The sequence below is a fragment of the Rhizobium sp. 01T417 genome (assembly GCF_056398905.1).
This window is the reverse complement of record NZ_JBFTQH010000009.1, coordinates 79,284-96,844: the sequence shown is the minus strand read 5'-3', so window position 1 is coordinate 96,844 and position 17,561 is coordinate 79,284. Positions and strand designations below refer to the sequence as shown.

The following is a 17,561-nucleotide window of genomic DNA, read 5'->3' as shown; positions in this document are numbered from 1 at the left end:
TGCTCCTTTTGCCCGGCGCGTGAGCGGCTAACACGTCAGGCCCGCATTTATTCGCCCGCACCGAGATCGCAAGGTGCAAAAAAGAAGAACACGCAATCGAATAAAGTGCCAGTCAACGGTGTTCATTCGCCGCCAACGTCATTTTCGTAGGAGATATCCCATGACGATCGCGACTGTTCGTATTGCTTCCATCCTGGTCGGCGGCTGCATTGCCGCGTTTGCACTCTCCACGCCCGCATTTTCGATTGGCGGCGGCAGCAGCAGCGGCGGCAGCAGTAGCGGATCCAGCGGGTCCAGCGGCTCCGGAGGCAGGAGCAGCGAAAGCACCATGCCGACCTGCAAGAAGGGCCAGATGTACGACAAGAGGACGAAGAGGTGCGTCAAACAGAGCAGCGCCAACGTGACGGAAGAAAACCGCACGGACTACGCCTATTCGCTGGCAAAGGCCGGACGCTATGAAGAAGCGCTCGCCATACTCGATACGCTGAAGGATCCGAATACCGCCGAGGCTCTGAACTATCGCGGCTACGCCACCCGCAAGCTCGGCCGCACGGATGAAGGCATTTCCTACTACCTGAAGTCCGTTGAGCTTGATCCCAAATACGCGCAGGTTCGTGAATATCTCGGCGAAGCCTACGTCATCAAGGGTCGGCTCGATCTTGCCAAGGAGCAGCTGGAAACAATCAAAACGATCTGCGGCACCGATTGCGAGGCGTATCGCGATCTGAACGAAGCGATCCTCAAGCCTTGACCATTGAAGAACAGCGGGAATGCGCAACCACGGTTGAATAGGAACCTTCCAATGCCGGTCGCGTACACCACATTTCCTGCCTATAGTCGCGCAGTACCAGAGCCGTCGGTGCAACCGGCGGCTTTGGAAGGAAAAATCGTGGCGGAGGCTCTCATCGCAAGCGAAGCCGATATCAAAAGTGGCCTGGCGGACAATCTGCTGCGGCTGTGGCGCTATGGCCTTGTGCTCTCGCATCGCCGCGACGTTGCCGACGATCTCGTGCAACAGACCTGTGTTCGCGCTCTGGAGCGCGTCGAGCAGTTCGAGACGGGAACGCGGCTGGACCGCTGGCTGTTCTCCATCCTTCATTCCATTTGGTTGAACGAGATCCGGTCGCAACGCGTGCGCCTCGGTCAGGGCTTCGTCGATGCAGACGAGGCCCTTGTTGTCGATGGCGCCCGCGACGCGGAAACCCATCTCATGGCAAACCAGGTTCTGCGGCTGGTCAATGCGCTGCCGGATGCGCAGCGTGCAGCGGTCTTTCTCGCCTATGTGGAAGGTCTTTCCTACAAGGAGGTCGCAAGCGTACTGGATATCCCGATCGGCACCGTGATGAGCCGCCTTGCCGCCGCGCGCGCCAAGATAGCCGCCAGTGTCTCGGGAGAGGGGGTTACATGAACGACAAGAACCAAATCCTCTCCGATGAGGAGTTGACGGCCTATATCGACGGTGAGCTGTCGGATACGGAGGTCTCGCGCATCGAGGCGCTTCTCGACTCGAACGCGCGTGCGGCCGCGAGGCTGGAGTTGCTGTCGCGGAGCAGTCTCCCCTTCAAGCAAGCCTTCGAGCCGCTGCTTGCCGAAGCTCCGAAGGCAAGGCTCGACACCTTGCTCGGTACGCCGGCCGACGCGAAGCCGGCTCCCGAACGCTTCGGTCGCCGCGGTTTCCTCGGTTCGCTTGCAGCCTGCCTCTTCGCCGGAATTGTGGCTGACCGGGCCTTCATCAGCATCCACAATCGCGTTGATGCTCCGGATGAAAGCAGCGAATGGCGCGCCGTCGTTGCCGAATACCTCGCCCTCTATACTGTCGATACCCTGGCCGGCCCGTCGCCTTCAGGCGAAGCGCAGGCAGCCCAGCTCGCCAGGCTCGTCGACAAACTTGGCATCTCCCTGTCACCCGAAGCGGTGTCGCTGCCCGGCATCGAGTTCAAGCGCGCCCAATTGCTGCAATACGACGAAAAGCCGCTCGCACAGATTGCCTATCTGGACCCGGAGACGGGGCCGCTGGCACTCTGCATCGTTCGCTCGGACGTCGGAAAGCAGGATCCCGACGTCGAAGGCCGACGCGGCATGAATGTCGTCTACTGGTCGAACGAAACGCACGCCTTCATGCTGATTGGACGCATTCCGATCGACCGGATGCAGGAACTGGCGGAGGATGTCCGCAAAAGGACTGCATGAGGTCTGAGGCGGAGTGGCGGCGAGAGCGGCTATGAAAAAAAAGGACTGCCCAATCCCGCGATTTTTTGAGATAGTTGCGTGGGGAGGATGACCTCTACGGCTCGCGTGGCCGGTTCGAATTGGTATCCCTTGAACGTCCTTGGACCCGCCCCATCCGCAGCGTGAGTCGGCTGTCGGCAAGCATTTAGCGAGCATTTTTCACTGTTCAGCACACGCTAGCCAGGAGCAATTCACATGGAAACGTGGAAACCTGATCCGACCTTTTATCCGTCGCCACGCATGGCCATGAAGGCGGCGCCCGAGACGTTTGCCTATGTCGTCGCCTTCGATCCAACGCGAGCGGTTCCCGATGAACTTGCCGTCGTCGATGTCGATCCGACATCGGCCAGTTACGGGCAGATCATAAACAAGCTCGCGATGCCTAATGTCGGTGACGAACTGCATCATTTCGGCTGGAATGCCTGTTCGTCCTGTCTGTGCCCGAACGCGCCGCACCCGCACGCGGAACGCCGCTATCTGGTCGTGCCGGGACTGAAATCTTCCCGAATCCATATCATCGACACCAAGCCGGACGGCAAAAATCCTCAGATCGTCAAGGTGATTGAGCCCGCGGACGTGGCCGAACGAGCCGGCTATTCCCGGCCGCACACCATCCATTGCGGCCCCGAGGGCATCTATGTGGCCGCGTTGGGCAATGCCGAAGGCAAGGCCCCAGGCGGGATTTTTCTGATTGATCACAGGACTTTCGAGGTCCGCGGACAGTGGGAGATAGATCGGGGAGAGCAACAGCTCTCCTATGACGTATGGTGGCACCTTGGCCACGACACGCTCGTTACCAGCGAGTGGGGCACGCCCGATACCTTCGAAAACGGGCTCGTCCCCGACATCCTGCTCGGCGCGAAATACGGACGCCGTCTGCATTTCTGGGATCTGCACACGCGCAAGCACCTGCAGACGATCGATTTCGGCGACAAGTACCAGCTCGTATTCGAGCTCAGGCCCGCGCACGACCCGACGAAAGCCTATGGCTTTGTCAACTGCGTGCTCAGCCTAGAGGATCTCTCCTCCTCGATTTGGGTCTGGCACCGTGACGGTGAAAAATGGGGGGTGACAAAGGTGATCGACATTCCGGCGGAGCCCGCCGATGCCGACCAACTGCCGCCAATGCTCAAGGGTTTCAAGGCCGTGCCGCCGCTTGTCACCGACATCGATCTCTCGATGGATGACAGATTTCTCTACGTGTCCTGCTGGGGAACCGGCGATCTCCTTCAGTACGATGTATCAGATCCGTTCAAACCGAGGCTGACCGGCAAGGTCCGCATTGGCGGTATCGTTTCGCGTGCGTCGCACCCAGGGGCCGAGAATGGCGCGCTGAACGGGGGCCCGCAGATGGTCGAGATCAGCCGCGATGGTCGTCGCATCTACTTCACCAACTCGCTTTACGGGGCGATCGATGAGCAGTTCTATCCCGATGGCATAACGGGCTGGATGGTGAAGCTCGATGCGAAGCCGGAAGGTGGCATTGCCTTCGACGAGAAATTCTTCGTCGAATGGCCCAAGTCACACCGTCCGCATCAGGTCCGCCTGCAAGGTGGAGACTGCTCGTCGGATTCCTATTGTTATCCCTAGGGAAACGACATCAGGCAAACGAGGCGCCGATGAACGAGCTCTGGCCCTGGGTGCTGCTGGCGGGACTGGGCGCCTTTCACGGTCTCAATCCCGCGATGGGGTGGCTGTTTGCCGTCGCGCTCGGCGTTCACCGGCAGAGTTTCACGGCGGTGGTTCAGGCCGTACCCGCCATTGCCCTCGGGCATGCTGTCTCCATCGCGTTGGTGGCCGGAGCTGTAGTCGCCGCCGGCCTTTTCGTGAACCAGGATGCTGTGCGCATGGCCACCGGCGTGACGCTCGTTGCCTGGGCGATCTGCCATCAAGTCTTCGGGCACAGTCGCCGCGTTCGCGTCGGCTTGCGGACGGGACTCGCCGGCCTTGTGTTCTGGTCGTTCCTGATGGCCACGGCCCATGGCGCCGGCCTCATGATCCTGCCCGCCCTGATGCCCCTCTGTCTGACCCAGCCGCCATTGCCGAATGTTGGCGGCGCCGGTTCCGCCGCCATGGCGATTGCCGCAGTCGGCGTCCACACGCTCGCAATGTTGGCGGTCACAAGCCTCATTGCGCTGACGGTTTATCGCTGGGTCGGGCTCGAAATATTGCGCAGTGCCTGGATCAACGTCGACTTGCTGTGGACGGGGGTTCTGTTCGCCACCGGTGTCGGGCTGCTGATCATCAGGTGAAGGCGAGTAGACCTGGCACACGCGCACCAGTAAGGACCAAACGCGCAGCCGTCCAGCTTGTATCAAGCAGAGGCAGCAGCCAAGACCTCGACCCGGCAGCCGCCTGAGGACCGGATCACCGAAATTGGTGCACTCGAACGACTTAGCGCGTGGCCGCGAGCTGAACGGCGGACTTGGCGTCTTCCGTTTTCATCCGACCTTCAACGACCGCTCGGCAGGCCTTCCAGGCTCGTTGCCACTTGGCCGCACTCTGGTTCGGTTCATGGACGAGCCAGGTCAATGCCTCCTCCGGGGAGCCGACGACAATACGAATGCGGTTGTCTCCCAGCACGAGAGGTGTTTCCCATCGGTGTACCAGCATGGCCACACTCCAATCATGTGAGGGTCCCTTATCGGCGCCATCGAGTACTCGTTCCGCCTTCAGATAGATGGGTATTCGCAGCAGGCAATCAAAGGGAAGAAATGGATGGCAGGTCGCCAAGTGCCTCAAACAGGAACGGATCGGTGTTTCTTGGGCGACGATAAGGCGACCGATACAGATGCCGATCGCCCTTCCGAACCTCAATTCTTCTTTGGGGCGCTTTGGCTGGCCTTCGGCTGAGAACTTTAAATGGGCAGGCCGGCTTTGTCGGCGGCCGCCTTTTCCTTCTTGGGCTTCCAAGAAGACGGAGCGGCTGAAGCTCCTCCGTCTGGAACGTGAGGCTTGCGCGCCCGCACCGACGGCGAAACCAAAGCGCGGGCGGCACGCTTCTTGGTCTAAACAACAACGTGATGGAGATCAGTGATCTCGGGATCTTCATGGCGAAGACACGACCATCCTCACAGTAAGGAGTTAGGCCATCCGGAACACTGCCTCTGCGTCAAGAGCCGCTGCGAGAAATGCGGACTGCGCGTCTCCCTGAGTGACTGTTTCCGTCATCGTACCAGCGTAGGCCTGCATTGCCGAGAAGAAGGCGCGGCCGTTCGTCACCAGGCCAATTCGCAAAAAAGCATATCAAGGTCTTCTTCTGGAGATGCAACAGGAAGCAGCACGCGGTTGCGTTCACAACGACTAAGACTAGCCAGCTCGGTACCGACACAGGGTCTCCGATTCCACATTCGAGAATAGTGGATCACACAGTTAGCCAGCGTAAGACATGAGGGAGAAACATTCCTCACCCGTGCGATCCACTCCCTCAATCCCCGCCTTGACGCGTTGTTCCATGCTATCGGCCCGCTACATCGGGAAGGCGGAGAGTCCTACAGCTCCAGGAAATTTCTACCGGGGAGGCCGTCCCTGAATGGAGGCGCGTGTCCGCTGGAAGCTTGGTGGAGATATTGCCGAAATCACCCGGCCAAAATGCCTTTCCAGTTCCCTGGATAGGTCGTCGGGGGAGGTCATCCCATGTTGGAAACGTTCGAAAAGTAGCTTGGCTGCGATGTTGTATCGCTCAGGATGAGCAACACTATTGGCAGCACTGTATCCAGCCGCATCCAAGATGCGTTGCAGCATAGTAAGGTCCCTGGAATGTAAGACATAACCGAATTCGGAAGACACTTCGGTCCTCCTTCAATTTGGGGCGAGGGCTGTGAGCCCTTGATGCAGCAGCGCCCGTGACATTGGCTGCTGAAGAAGCGAGCATGCCTGAGCGTGGCTCCGGATGCAACGCAATTCGTGCAATTTTTGTTTTTATCAGACTTCGAGAATAAAACCAAAAATTGCGCTTGCGTTTCACGCAGCGAGTGCCTATATGCCTTTCATCGGCATTGCTGATGAGCGCTGGAATATGTCTGCCGCTCGCAATTTGCCGCAATCGCTTTCTACTTTTGACCACGGATGTACTGGCACTGGTATGAGTAGCGATGTGAGGAAGGTCGGTGCGGTTTCGCCCCGGCCTTTTTTGTTGGCTGCTTCGCTGGTCGACGTCTTGAGGCTCACTGCGAAAGACGAACCCTGCGCGCAGGTCCTACGACAGGTCATGACCGACCTTGGCGGAGTAGGAAAGCTTGCTGAGCGCGTCGTCAAGGAACGGTGCAACTGCGGCGGCACCGATCGCCGGGGCAACAGCGATATCGAGAATTCGGCGCCGGCCAAGCGTGGTCGGGCTTTCATACGTAATGATCGCTGATGGCGGATAGAAGGAAAGGCAGAGATGGTTCGAAACGAACGGGCGCCGACCGGCTGCAGACCGGTGCATCAGCATTCGGATGCCATCCTGGAAGCCGCGAGTGTTCGCCTCATGGAGCAGCTCTAGATAGTTCGATCTGATCGCAAAGATATGAGATGCAGATACCCCGTTGTCGAGCCGCGAGCAGCTTGTCAGCTCAGCCATTCTCCAGATGGAGCTCCAGCACTTCGATGTCGGCGGGACGGCCGTTGCGTCTTGCGGCGATCGAGACGTCTTCAAGATGCAAGCGCATCACGTCGCGTTCATGTTCGCAAAGCTTTTGGAGCTGCGCCTTGGGCATCGGTTCCTTCGAGTTCATCTTCAGCTCGGCCATGAGCGTGTTGAGCTTCCGACCGACTGCTTGAGCCTTTTTATGGTCCGAACAATGAAGGCTCAATGAAAGCCGGCTGCCCGGCTGGCACCGCGTGAAAGAACTGGGAACACGCGCCCGCCGGTAAAAGATGTTGCCGCGGCGAATAAGGTTCTGGACGTCGTGGCGGACCGCCATGGGATAGTTGCCCTTGCCTGCCACTGCGACGCCCCCGCGCTCATTAGGCGGGCATCACCTGTGTGCTACAGCTCTGGGCATCAGGTCGCGCATGATGCCAAAACGATATCCGGCAGGACCGGAAAATCAAGGAATTAAGGGCATTTAGGGAGAATTGGCTGGGGAACCTGGATTCGAACCAAGATCGACGGAGTCAGAGTCCGCTGTTCTACCATTGAACTATTCCCCAGCAGGTGCGGCGCTCGAAGCGGCTCCGCTGGTGTGCGGCGCTTATAAACAAAAGCTGGCGGATTGCAAATACCTGTTTCGAAAAAAATGAACAGGGGTTTTACGCTGGCTTTTGAGCTCGAAGAGAGGACCTATTTCGCTAACGCCAAAAAGAATTTGGTGATTTCGCCATGCGCTGGTATCTTCGCGCCAACGCAAAATCGAATGAGCGCCTGCTGCATACCTTTTGGACTTGCGCGGCGCGATGGAAAAAGAACGTGGAAGACCCCGAACGCGGCCAAAGGCCGCAAGGTAACGGGGCGTCGGCGGCAGGGCGCAGGGATGGCAAGAAATCCAGGCGCCGCAAGGGCAAGCGTGGTGGGCAATCCCGCAATGCGAACCAGTCCGCTCAGCATGTCCTGTCCGGCGATGCCGGAGAGGCGGCGCGCCCAATTGAAGCCGACAATGTCGCGCGCAAGCGCAAGCGTCGCCGTCGTGGCGCAGGCGCTCCAGGCGAAGCGGTTCAACAGCATCAGGCAAGCAACGAAAACGCCCTAAGCGCGACGCACGCTGTTCGCGGTGACGGCGAATCGGTGCCGAGTCGCCGCAATCGCCGCAAGCATCGCGGCAAGCGCGGCCTCCAGGGACGCCCACTGGTCCATGAAAAGCCGACCGGACGTCCGGCCCAGCCGCAGCAGCCAGCGCCCGCCGGGCGGGCCGGGGCAGCCGAATTGCGAACCGGCCAGAACGATAATCGTGGGGCACGCCCGTCCGAAGGAGGGCAGCGCAGCCACGAATATCCGTGGCCGGATGAGCTTTACGCCGCTCTCGATCTCGGCACCAACAATTGCCGTCTTCTGATCGCGCAACCGACGCGGCCGGGTCAGTTTCGCGTTGTCGACGCCTTCTCCCGGATCGTACGCTTGGGCGAGGGACTGGCGGCAAGCGGCCGCCTCTCCGACGATGCGATGGATCGCGCCGTCGATGCGCTCCGCGTCTGCGCCTCCAAGCTGAAGAGCCGCGAAATCCGCCGTATGCGGCTGATCGCGACCGAGGCCTGCCGGCAGGCGAGCAACGGGGCCGTGTTCCTCGAACGCGTCATTGCCGAGACCGGCCTCGAACTCGAGATTATCGATCGGGAGACCGAAGCGCGGCTTGCCGTCTCGGGCTGCTCGTCGCTCGTCGGACGCGAGACCCGCTCCGTTGTCCTCTTCGATATCGGCGGCGGCTCCTCCGAAATCGCGGTCATTCGTATCGGCGACAACCGCTTCAATCGCCTCGCAAACCACATCACCCACTGGACCTCGCTTCCCGTCGGCGTCGTCACGCTATCGGAGCGTCATGGCGGGCGCGATGTCACCCCGGATGTTTTCGAGGGCATGGTGGTGGAAGTGGCGGGCATGCTCGACAACTTCGATTGCCCTGCGATCGACATCGGTCACGCGGATGATTTCCATCTCATCGGCACCTCGGGAACGGTGACGACGCTCGCAGGCGTCCACCTCGACCTGCCGCGCTACGACCGCCGCAAGGTCGACGGCATCTGGCTTTCGGACGACGAGGTCTCGGCGATGCAGGCAAAGCTGCTGTCGTGGGATTTCGCAAGCCGGGCCGCCAATCCCTGTATCGGACCGGATCGCGCCGATCTGGTGCTCGCCGGCTGCGCGATTCTGGAGGCGATCCGCCGCCGCTGGCCGAGCCCGCGCATGCGGGTTGCCGATCGCGGCTTGAGGGAAGGCCTGCTCACGGACATGATGGCGGACGACGGCGTCTGGCGGCGCCACCGCAACCGCCGCGGCCAGCGCGGCAAATAGGGGACAAGCATGGCGAAGCCAACGATTGCGGGTAGCCGCACCGGCCGCAAACTCGGCCAGCGCGTCAAGAACAAGAAGATGAAGGCGTCGTCGCGGCAATGGCTGCAGCGCCACATCAACGATCCCTATGTGCAGCGCGCCCAGCTCGAGGGCTATCGCGCTCGTGCCGCCTTCAAGCTGCTCGAGATCGACGAGAAGCACGGCATCCTGAAGGGCGCCCGCCGCATCATCGATCTGGGTGCCGCACCGGGAAGCTGGTCGCAGATCGCTGCCAAGGTCACGGGCTCGACGGATGAGGATATCCGTGTGGCGGCGATCGACTTCCTGGAGATGGATCAGCTGCCGGGCGTGAAGATCCTGCAGCTGGACTTCCTCGATCCGTCAGCGCCGGCACAGTTGATCGAGGCCGTCGGCGGCACGCCTGATCTGGTGATCTCGGACATGGCAGCCCCCACGACCGGCCACCACCGTACCGACCATTTGCGCACCATGCATCTCTGCGAAGTGGCGGCACACTTTGCCATCGAAGTGCTGGGGGAGGGTGGCCACTTCCTGGCAAAGACCTTCCAGGGAGGCACCGAACGCGATCTTCTCAACATGCTGAAGCGGCATTTCAAGCAGGTTGTCCACGTCAAGCCGCCGTCGTCGCGGGCCGAATCGGTGGAGATGTTCCTGCTGGCGAAAGGCTTCAAGGGCCGCCAGATGGAGCCCGATGTCACCGAAGCTTGATCTTTGGGCTGGTCTCGGGTGATGATCCGGTCTCCCAAGACTTGGAATGCCCGGGTACCATGCTCCTATACGTCACCCTCGGAACCAACGACATTGATGAAGCGCGGCGGTTTTACGATATCGTTCTGCCGCTGCTCGGCTATCGCCGCCAGCGCTACTCCGAAGAGGAAATCGGCTACGCCGCAGATGGCGACACCCGATGCCGGCTCTGGATCGTAACCCCGTTCAACCGCAGGCGGGCATCAACTGGCAACGGCTCGATGGTCGCGCTTCATGCCGAGCGCCGTGCGGACGTCGATGCGTTTCATGCCGCAGCCCTTGCCGCGGGCGGCGTAGACGAAGGCGCCCCCGGATTGCGGCCGTTCCATGCCAATTTCTATGCCGCCTATGTGCGCGATCCGGATGGCAACAAGCTGAGCGCCGTCTGCGAGACTCCGGAATAGGCCTTACTTCACGGCCTGTTGTTCCGCCTCGATCGTCGCCGGGGTGATGCGCTTCGCACGGTGGCCGGAAACAAGCGCGCCGGCGCTCCTGTCCATCCGGATGAACGGGATGGTCGCCACGACAGTCAGGATCGCGATCACGTAGAAGGCGACGTGGAAGTCGGCCACCTGCAGCGCCTCGCCGCGGAAATGGATCGATGTTTCAAGGATTGCTGCGGCAACCGCGACGCCAAGCGCCAGGCTGATCTGCTGCATCACCGAGCTCATCGACGTTGCCTGGCTCGCCTGTGCATCGTCGATGTCGGCAAAGGCCAGCGCATTGACGCCGGTAAAGAAGAACGAGCGCGAGAAGCCGCCGACCAAAAGAATGGCGATGATGACGAGATGTGGCGTCTGTGGCGTGAAGAAGCCGGTCGCGACCGTAACCACGGTCGTCACCCCTGCTGCCGAAAGCAGTGTGGTGCGGAAGCCGGCAGCCGCGAAAACGCGACGCGCCATGAACTTGGTCGTGATCGCCCCGATCGCGCCGGCAAAAGTGATGAGACCCGATTGGAACGGCGTCAGGCCGAAGCCGAGCTGCAGCATCAGCGGCGTCAGGAAGGGCATGGCGCCGATACAGATGCGAAACAGCGTGCCGCCGGTTGTCGATGCGCGGAACGTCGGATTGCGGAAGAGGTTCAGATTGAGGATCGGCGCTGGATGCCGTTTGGCATGGCGCACATAGAGAAAACCGCAGACGAGGCCGATTGCCGTCGCCATGATGCCGATAACGGGCGGCAAGGCCGGGAGGCTGACGACGGAAAGGCCGAAGACGACGCCGGCGGCCGAAAACGATGTCAGCAAAAAGCCGGTGAAATCCAGCTTCGGCGGCGCCGTCGCCTCAACCTCCGGCAGGAAAATCGTTGCCAGCCAGACGCCGACAATGCCGACCGGCACGTTGATCAGGAAGATCCAGTGCCAGGTGAAATAGGTGGTGATGAAGCCGCCTAACGGCGGTCCGGCCAACGGTCCGACGAGCGCCGGGATGGTCAGCAAGGCCATCGCCGAGACAAGCTCGCTTCGCTTCGTCGTTCGCAGAAGCACAAGGCGGCCAACCGGCGTCATCATCGCCCCGCCCATGCCCTGCAGGAAGCGCGCAATGACGAACTCGATCAGGCCGGACGAGATTGCGCAGAAGATCGACCCGACGACGAAGACGCAGATGGCCAGGCGGAAAATGCGCTTGGCGCCAAACCGGTCCGCCATCCAGCCGCTGATCGGAATGAAGACCGCAAGCGACACCATGTAGGAGGTCAGTGCCAGCTTCAGCGTGATCGGCCCGACGTGGAGATCGTTGGCGATGGCGGGCAGGGCGGTCGATATGACGGTGGAGTCCATCTGCTCCATGAAGAGAGCAACGGCGAGGATCAGCGGAACGATGCGGTTCATACGCGAAATGCCTTGAAGGTCTTGCGAAGGCGGTGGAGGCCCGTGCTCTGTAGTCCTCGCGACAGGCTCTGCCAACCCTTCATTCCGCTTCCGAAGCACGTTTGCATCACGTCTGCGTGAGACCGCTTGCTCAGCAAATTCAACGGCCAAGATTGACATATGCTTGTTTTGGTCGGGTGCAACAAACGCGGCGGCTGTTGGTCATTTGGGGGTATGCGGCAGTGATGCTGCACGCTATTGGGAGGCGGGATATGGCACTACCGGGGATGAAACGGCGCACTTTGCTTGCTGCGGGCATCAGCCTGCTGGCGACGCCGATGATTTTGAAAGAGACGGCCGCTATGGCCGTAAGTGGAGACAAGACCAAGATGGATGCGACGCCGCAGCCCCAGTTCAATCAGTTTAAACTCGGCTCCTACAAATTTACCGTCTTCAAGGACGGCGCCACGATTGCCGAAAAGCCCTATGAAACCTTCGCAACCAACCAGAAGCCGGAAACGGTTCAGGAGCTGCTTGCGAGGAATTTCCTGCCGACCGACAAGTTCGTCAATACTTACGCACCGACGCTGATCGACACAGGATCGGATGTCATCCTTGTCGATACGGGTTTTGGCGAAGGCGGTCGCGCCCGCGGCAGCGGGCTGCTTCGCGATGGGCTCAAGGCTGCCGGCTATTCGCCCGACGACATCACGCTGGTCGCGCTGACCCATCTGCATGGCGATCATATCGGCGGCCTGATGGAAGGGGGCGCACCGGCCTTCAAGAACGCGCGTTACGTCATCGGCCAGATCGAATACGATTTCTGGACGGACAAAGCGCGTGAAGGCACAGCCGCCGAAGGCGGTCACAAGACAGTTCTCGCCAACGTCGTGCCGCTTGCCGAGAAAGCGACGTTCATCGGCGATGGCGGCACCGTTGCAAGCGGCATCACCGCAATGCTGGCGCCGGGCCACACGCAGGGCCACATGGTTTTCCACATCGAATCCGAGGGTAAGCGCCTCGTGGCAACGGGCGACACCGCCAATCACTATATTCTGTCGCTGCAGAAGCCGGATTGGGAGGTTCGTTTCGATATGGACAAGGCGCAGGCAGCAGCAACGCGCCGCAAGGTCTTCGGCATGATCGCGGCCGACAAGATTGCCTTCCTAGGCTACCACATGCCGTTCCCCGCCGTCGGCTTTGTCGAGGCACACGACGACGGATATCGCTTCGTTCCGAAGACCTATCAGTTCGACCTGTGAGACCGCTGCATGGCAGCCACACCAAGCCCGGCGAACACGTCGGGCTTTTTGCTATTCACTTCCTGTCATAGACGTGTTACCAGCCCTCGCCAACTTCCAAAGCAACCCTTGCACACTGCCGGTGCGGACGATTCGTTCCGGGAGGCGTTGCATTTTTCTTAATTGAAGGAAATTGGCCATGGCTCGCATCATAGAAACGCCAACCGGTTTGGATGCACTCACCTTCGATGACGTGCTCCTGCAGCCCGGTCATTCCGAGGTCCTGCCCGGTCAGACGAGCGTTGCAACGCGCATCGCCACTGACTTCGAGCTGAATATCCCGATCATCTCTTCGGCCATGGACACCGTCACGGAAAGCCGCCTTGCCATCGCCATGGCTCAGGCCGGTGGCCTTGGCGTGATCCACAAGAACCTGACGCCGGCCGAGCAGGCCGAACAGGTCCGCCAGGTCAAGAAGTTCGAAAGCGGCATGGTCGTCAACCCGGTTACGATCGGTCCCGACGCGACGCTCGCCGATGCGCTCGGGCTGATGAAGACTTACAGCATCTCGGGCATCCCGGTCGTTGAAAAGTCCGGCCGTCTCGTCGGTATTCTGACCAATCGCGATGTTCGCTTCGCCTCCGATCCGAAGCAGAAGATCTACGAGTTGATGACGCGCGAGAATCTCGTCACGGTCAAGGAAAGCGTCGACCAGCAGGAAGCCAAGCGTCTGCTTCATGCGCATCGCATTGAGAAGCTGCTGGTGGTCGACGGAGAAGGCCGCTGCGTCGGTCTCATTACCGTCAAGGACATTGAAAAGTCGCAGCTCAACCCGAACGCATCCAAGGATGCGCAGGGCCGCCTTCGCGCCGCTGCCGCTGTCGGCGTCGGTGACGATGGTTTCGAGCGCGCCGAACGCCTGATCGAGGCAGGCGTCGATCTTCTCGTCGTCGATACCGCGCATGGTCATTCGCAGGGCGTTCTCAATGCCGTCGGACGAGTAAAGAAGCTGTCCAACTCCGTCCGCGTCATGGCCGGCAACGTCGCGACATCTGACGGCACCAAGGCGCTGATCGATGCAGGTGCCGATGCCGTCAAGGTCGGTATTGGCCCGGGCTCGATCTGCACGACGCGCATCGTCGCCGGTGTCGGCGTTCCGCAGCTCGCAGCCATCATGTCGGCGGTTGAGGCAGCACGGGCGCAGGATATCCCTGTCATCGCCGACGGTGGCATCAAGTTCTCGGGTGACGTCGCCAAGGCGATCGCATCCGGCGCTTCCGCTGTCATGATCGGTTCGCTGCTCGCCGGCACCGATGAGAGCCCGGGTGAAGTCTATCTCTACCAGGGCCGTTCCTTCAAAGCCTATCGCGGCATGGGTTCCGTCGGCGCCATGGCGCGCGGCTCGGCAGACCGCTACTTCCAGGCGGAAGTGCGCGATACGCTGAAGCTCGTGCCTGAGGGCATCGAAGGCCAAGTTCCCTACAAGGGCCCGGTTTCGGGCGTCCTGCATCAGCTTGCAGGCGGCCTCAAGGCAGCCATGGGCTATGTCGGCGGCAAGGACATCAAGGACTTCCAGGAGCGCGCGACCTTCGTGCGCATCTCCGGCGCCGGCCTTCGCGAAAGCCACCCTCACGATGTGACGATCACCCGCGAGAGCCCCAACTATCCGGGCTCCGGCGGCTGAAAATGAACGCGGGCAGCCGTATTCCGCTCTGGATTATTGCGCTGCTCGCGGCTATCTGCCTTGGCGTGCTTGCGTGGACGACGTTCGGCTTTGTTGTCCCCTTCAAGCACGAAACCGGGCAAGCCGTTCTCGATATCTATTTCGCCGGTTATGACGAATTGACCGTCGGCCGGATGCAGCGGCTCCTCGGCGAGAACGAGATTGCCAACAATCTGTTGCGGGCCATGTACGCTGGTCCCGAGCTGATCTTTCCGGCACTTCTGACGGCACTCCTCTTGCTGGTCTTGATCAAGCTGAGACCCGGCGGCTCATACTTCAACCGCCCGATTCGGCCGTTCTTCGCCAAGCTGATCTATGCGCTCCCCTTCATCTATGGCCTCGCCGACTACGGCGAGAATGTCTCCAGCTTGATCGCTTTCGGGGACAGTGCCTGGGCGGATCAGGCCGCGCAGTTGTTGCCGTGGATGACACGGCTGAAATTCGCAAGCCTCGCCATCTGCCTCGTCGTCATCATCCGCTTCGCTGTCGTTCGTGCGATGCGCGGCGAAGAGGGCGAGCAGTAGCTTACCGCGGCCAACGCCATGGCGGATTGGAAAGGCGAGCCGCCATGAACTCCGATAATACTTCGACCTTTGCCGGTCGTGCGCGTGCGGACGGCGTGACAAAATAAAGTGCCCCGCTGGGCAGGCTCCAATCGGTCAAGATCGCCTTCAAGCGCCCGTCAGCTAGATATTCGCTGGCCATGAACTCCGGCAGCTCGCAGATGCCGAGGCCGCGCAACGCCATTGGGATCAATGCTTCCGAATTGGTCGCCCGAAGTGGGCCGGTTGGGGTGACGAATTCCTCCTCGCCTGCCTTATTCGTCAGCCGCCATATGTCCTGGCGTGGCCGATAGGCATAGCCGAGGCAGTGATGCGCGGCCAGCTCTCGAGGATGCTCAGGACATCCGTATTTCTCGAGATAGGCAGGCGACGCCAGAATGAACGGCTTAACCGGCGCGAGCCGACGGGCAATTAGGGACGAGTCCGGCAAAACCGCGATACGAAGCGCAGCATCGAAACCTTCCCCCACGAGATCGACGTTCGCGTCGCTCATGTGAAGATCGATGCTGATGTCGGGGTAGAGTTCAAAGAACTCGGGCAGGATCGGTGCAATCCAATGCACGCCGAACGTCATTGGCGCTGCCAGCCGGATCAGACCGCGGGGACGGCTCGACAGCTCGAGCGCCGCATTCTCGATCTCCTCCGCATCGGAGTAGATCCGCGACGCGCGCTCGGCGAGACGGAGGCCGAATTCCGTCAGCGACAGTTGGCGCGATGTCCGATTGAACAGCCGGGCGCCCAGTCTCTGTTCCAGGCGTGCGACGCCGCGCGAAACGGTTGCTACGGAAATACCCAGCGTCTTTGCCGCGCGGGCGAACGATCGCTCCTCCGCCACTTTGGCAAACATCGCGAGGCCTTCGAAGTCTGGCAGCTTCATCATTTCGTATTTGCAACAATGGTTTTCATTCCTTTCTATTTCGAAACGATCGGCTCGTCGATATCTTCTGCTCAGTCGAACAAAAGGAGACGACGACAATGACTCAGAAATTGAATGGCAAGATTGCAGTGATAACCGGCGCCACGTCGGGCATCGGTCTCGCCACGGCGAAGCGTTTCGTCGCCGAAGGCGCTCGCCTCTTCATCACCGGCCGCCGCGCAGATGTGCTCGCCGCGGCTGTCGACGAGATCGGCGGCAACGTCATCGGCATCCAGGCCGACTCCGCCAAGCAGGCCGATCTCGATCGTCTGTTCAATCGCGTGAAGGAAGAGGCCGGCCGCATCGACGTGCTCTTCGCCAACGCAGGCGGGGGCTCGTTCGCGCCGCTCGGTCAGATCACCGAAGAACAGTTTGACGACACGTTCAACCGCAACGTCAAGGGCGTGCTCTTTACCGTGCAAACGGCACTGCCGCTGCTCGGTAACGGCTCGTCGGTTATTCTGACGGGCTCGACGGCCGGTGCGACGGGCACGCCCGCTTTCAGCGTCTACGCTGCCTCGAAGGCGGCGATCCGCAACTTCGCGCGCAACTGGATCCTCGATCTCAAGGACCGCGGCATCCGCGTCAACACGCTTAGCCCCGGCCCGACGGAAACGACCGGCCTGGTCGAACTCGCAGGCAAGGACAAGGCTGACCAGCAGGGCCTTCTCGACTATCTCAGTTCGCAGGTTCCGATGGGCCGCGTCGGTCGCGCCGAAGAAATCGCCTCCGCAGCTCTGTTCCTGGCTTCGGATGAATCGAGCTTCGTCTCTGGCGCAGAACTCTTCGCCGATGGCGGCATCGCCCAGGTCTGATGCAGCAGCCATGCCCGTCGCACAATCGCGACGGGCATTTGCGGCGTCGGTTGTTTTCCTCTACAGCGTGGAAATCAAACGGAAAAACCGCAAGGAAGAGACAGCATGACCGGCTACGAGATGTTCTGGCCCATTATTGCCCACGTAGCCCTAGTCTATTTCCTCTACATGCTTCTCTCGTACCGCCGGCAAAAGCTGGTTCGGGGGGGCAAGATCCGGCGATCGAACTACCGGGAAAATCGCGACGAGCCAGCGGAAGGCCTTGTCGTCAAGCATTGCCTCGCCAACCAGTTCGAGTTGCCGGTGCTTTTCTACGCCTGTTGCGTCCTTCTTTACATGACGGAAGCCGATAACCTCGTCGCCGTTGTTCTTGCCTGGATCTTTGTCGCATCGCGCTATCTGCACGCCTTCATCCACGTGACCAGCAACAATCTGCGTTATCGCAGCCCGCTCTTTGCCTGCGGCTATGTGGTGCTCGGCGCCATGTGGATGTGGGTTGCCGCCTGGATGGCATTCGCGAACGGTTGAGCGACTTGAAGTAACGCAGTTTTGTTCCTGCGTTACTGG

18 protein-coding genes, 1 tRNA gene and 1 pseudogene are annotated in these 17,561 nt (G+C 60.6%); 13 read left to right on the top strand and 7 right to left on the bottom strand.

The window, feature by feature from the left end; all coding sequences use genetic code 11:
- The first annotated feature begins 160 nt into the window (after nucleotides 1-160).
- The 5 genes from AC1DPR_RS12140 to AC1DPR_RS12120 all read left to right on the top strand — a co-directional run bounded on the left by AC1DPR_RS12140 (nucleotide 161) and on the right by AC1DPR_RS12120 (nucleotide 4,481).
- Nucleotides 161-751, top strand: a complete 591-nt coding sequence (locus AC1DPR_RS12140; protein WP_018856866.1) for a tetratricopeptide repeat protein — start codon at nucleotides 161-163, stop codon at nucleotides 749-751.
- A gap of 51 nt (nucleotides 752-802) precedes the next feature.
- Nucleotides 803-1,408, top strand: a complete 606-nt coding sequence (locus AC1DPR_RS12135; protein ID WP_025659483.1) for an RNA polymerase sigma factor — start codon at nucleotides 803-805, stop codon at nucleotides 1,406-1,408.
- Nucleotides 1,405-2,190, top strand: a complete 786-nt coding sequence (locus AC1DPR_RS12130; protein ID WP_477816412.1) for an anti-sigma factor family protein — start codon at nucleotides 1,405-1,407, stop codon at nucleotides 2,188-2,190. The genes AC1DPR_RS12135 and AC1DPR_RS12130 overlap by 4 nt, the downstream gene beginning before the upstream one ends.
- Nucleotides 2,191-2,424: 234 nt before the next feature.
- Nucleotides 2,425-3,819: a selenium-binding family protein gene (locus tag AC1DPR_RS12125; protein ID WP_477816411.1), complete on the top strand. Its 1,395-nt coding sequence runs from the start codon at nucleotides 2,425-2,427 to the stop codon at nucleotides 3,817-3,819.
- A 29-nt stretch (nucleotides 3,820-3,848) separates the two neighbouring features.
- Nucleotides 3,849-4,481, top strand: coding sequence for a hypothetical protein (locus tag AC1DPR_RS12120; RefSeq protein WP_113470037.1), 633 nt, complete (start codon nucleotides 3,849-3,851; stop codon nucleotides 4,479-4,481).
- Nucleotides 4,482-4,623: 142 nt separating this feature from the next.
- Here the strand turns inward: AC1DPR_RS12120 and AC1DPR_RS12115 are convergent, their stop codons facing one another.
- From AC1DPR_RS12115 to AC1DPR_RS12095, 5 genes and pseudogenes are all read right to left on the bottom strand, one after another.
- Entirely contained in the window at nucleotides 4,624-4,842 is a 219-nt protein-coding gene (locus AC1DPR_RS12115) for a DUF982 domain-containing protein (protein WP_025659479.1), read from the bottom strand.
- 471 nt (nucleotides 4,843-5,313) lie between these two features.
- Nucleotides 5,314-5,451, bottom strand: coding sequence for a hypothetical protein (locus AC1DPR_RS12110; protein ID WP_162716094.1), 138 nt, complete (start codon nucleotides 5,449-5,451; stop codon nucleotides 5,314-5,316).
- Nucleotides 5,452-6,463: 1,012 nt separating this feature from the next.
- Nucleotides 6,464-6,562: pseudogene (locus tag AC1DPR_RS12105) on the bottom strand (LysR family transcriptional regulator); the annotation flags it as partial.
- A gap of 223 nt (nucleotides 6,563-6,785) precedes the next feature.
- On the bottom strand, nucleotides 6,786-7,160 hold the full coding sequence (locus AC1DPR_RS12100; protein ID WP_477816410.1) for a DUF6538 domain-containing protein: 375 nt from the start codon (nucleotides 7,158-7,160) through the stop codon (nucleotides 6,786-6,788).
- Between the two features lie 131 nt (nucleotides 7,161-7,291).
- Nucleotides 7,292-7,365, bottom strand: a tRNA-Gln gene (locus AC1DPR_RS12095).
- A 256-nt stretch (nucleotides 7,366-7,621) separates the two neighbouring features.
- Here AC1DPR_RS12095 and AC1DPR_RS12090 point away from each other — a divergent pair.
- The 3 genes from AC1DPR_RS12090 to AC1DPR_RS12080 are packed head-to-tail and all read left to right on the top strand — an operon-like array spanning nucleotide 7,622 to nucleotide 10,329.
- Nucleotides 7,622-9,157 (top strand): Ppx/GppA phosphatase family protein, encoded by a 1,536-nt coding sequence (locus tag AC1DPR_RS12090; protein WP_025659477.1) that lies wholly within the window; start codon nucleotides 7,622-7,624, stop codon nucleotides 9,155-9,157.
- A 9-nt stretch (nucleotides 9,158-9,166) separates the two neighbouring features.
- A complete protein-coding gene (locus AC1DPR_RS12085; RefSeq protein ID WP_018856877.1) occupies nucleotides 9,167-9,886 on the top strand; it encodes an RlmE family RNA methyltransferase in 720 nt (239 codons plus the stop codon).
- A gap of 59 nt (nucleotides 9,887-9,945) precedes the next feature.
- Nucleotides 9,946-10,329 (top strand): VOC family protein, encoded by a 384-nt coding sequence (locus AC1DPR_RS12080; RefSeq protein WP_018856878.1) that lies wholly within the window; start codon nucleotides 9,946-9,948, stop codon nucleotides 10,327-10,329.
- Nucleotides 10,330-10,332: 3 nt separating this feature from the next.
- Here AC1DPR_RS12080 and AC1DPR_RS12075 read toward each other — a convergent pair whose 3' ends face one another.
- Nucleotides 10,333-11,757 carry a DHA2 family efflux MFS transporter permease subunit gene (locus AC1DPR_RS12075; protein WP_113470019.1) on the bottom strand — a complete coding sequence of 475 codons (1,425 nt, stop codon included), beginning with the start codon at nucleotides 11,755-11,757 and terminating at the stop codon, nucleotides 10,333-10,335.
- 251 nt (nucleotides 11,758-12,008) lie between these two features.
- Here AC1DPR_RS12075 and AC1DPR_RS12070 point away from each other — a divergent pair, with 251 nt between their 5' ends.
- From AC1DPR_RS12070 to AC1DPR_RS12060, 3 genes are all read left to right on the top strand, one after another.
- Nucleotides 12,009-12,998, top strand: a complete 990-nt coding sequence (locus AC1DPR_RS12070) for an MBL fold metallo-hydrolase (RefSeq protein ID WP_477816409.1) — start codon at nucleotides 12,009-12,011, stop codon at nucleotides 12,996-12,998.
- A gap of 178 nt (nucleotides 12,999-13,176) precedes the next feature.
- Nucleotides 13,177-14,661: an IMP dehydrogenase gene (guaB, locus tag AC1DPR_RS12065; protein WP_018856881.1), complete on the top strand. Its 1,485-nt coding sequence runs from the start codon at nucleotides 13,177-13,179 to the stop codon at nucleotides 14,659-14,661.
- A gap of 2 nt (nucleotides 14,662-14,663) precedes the next feature.
- Nucleotides 14,664-15,224: a hypothetical protein gene (locus AC1DPR_RS12060; protein WP_113470017.1), complete on the top strand. Its 561-nt coding sequence runs from the start codon at nucleotides 14,664-14,666 to the stop codon at nucleotides 15,222-15,224.
- 1 nt (nucleotide 15,225) lies between these two features.
- On the opposite strand, the gene AC1DPR_RS12055 is transcribed toward AC1DPR_RS12060, so the two are convergent.
- The gene (locus AC1DPR_RS12055) at nucleotides 15,226-16,143 is read right to left on the bottom strand and encodes a LysR family transcriptional regulator (protein WP_477816408.1); all 918 of its coding nucleotides are present in this window, start codon (nucleotides 16,141-16,143) and stop codon (nucleotides 15,226-15,228) included.
- A 95-nt stretch (nucleotides 16,144-16,238) separates the two neighbouring features.
- Between AC1DPR_RS12055 and AC1DPR_RS12050 the strand changes: the two genes are divergently transcribed.
- Together AC1DPR_RS12050 and AC1DPR_RS12045 are read left to right on the top strand one after the other, a co-directional pair.
- Nucleotides 16,239-16,994 (top strand): SDR family oxidoreductase, encoded by a 756-nt coding sequence (locus tag AC1DPR_RS12050; protein WP_477816407.1) that lies wholly within the window; start codon nucleotides 16,239-16,241, stop codon nucleotides 16,992-16,994.
- Nucleotides 16,995-17,099: 105 nt separating this feature from the next.
- Nucleotides 17,100-17,522, top strand: coding sequence for an MAPEG family protein (locus tag AC1DPR_RS12045; protein ID WP_018116127.1), 423 nt, complete (start codon nucleotides 17,100-17,102; stop codon nucleotides 17,520-17,522).
- Nucleotides 17,523-17,561 lie beyond the last annotated feature (39 nt).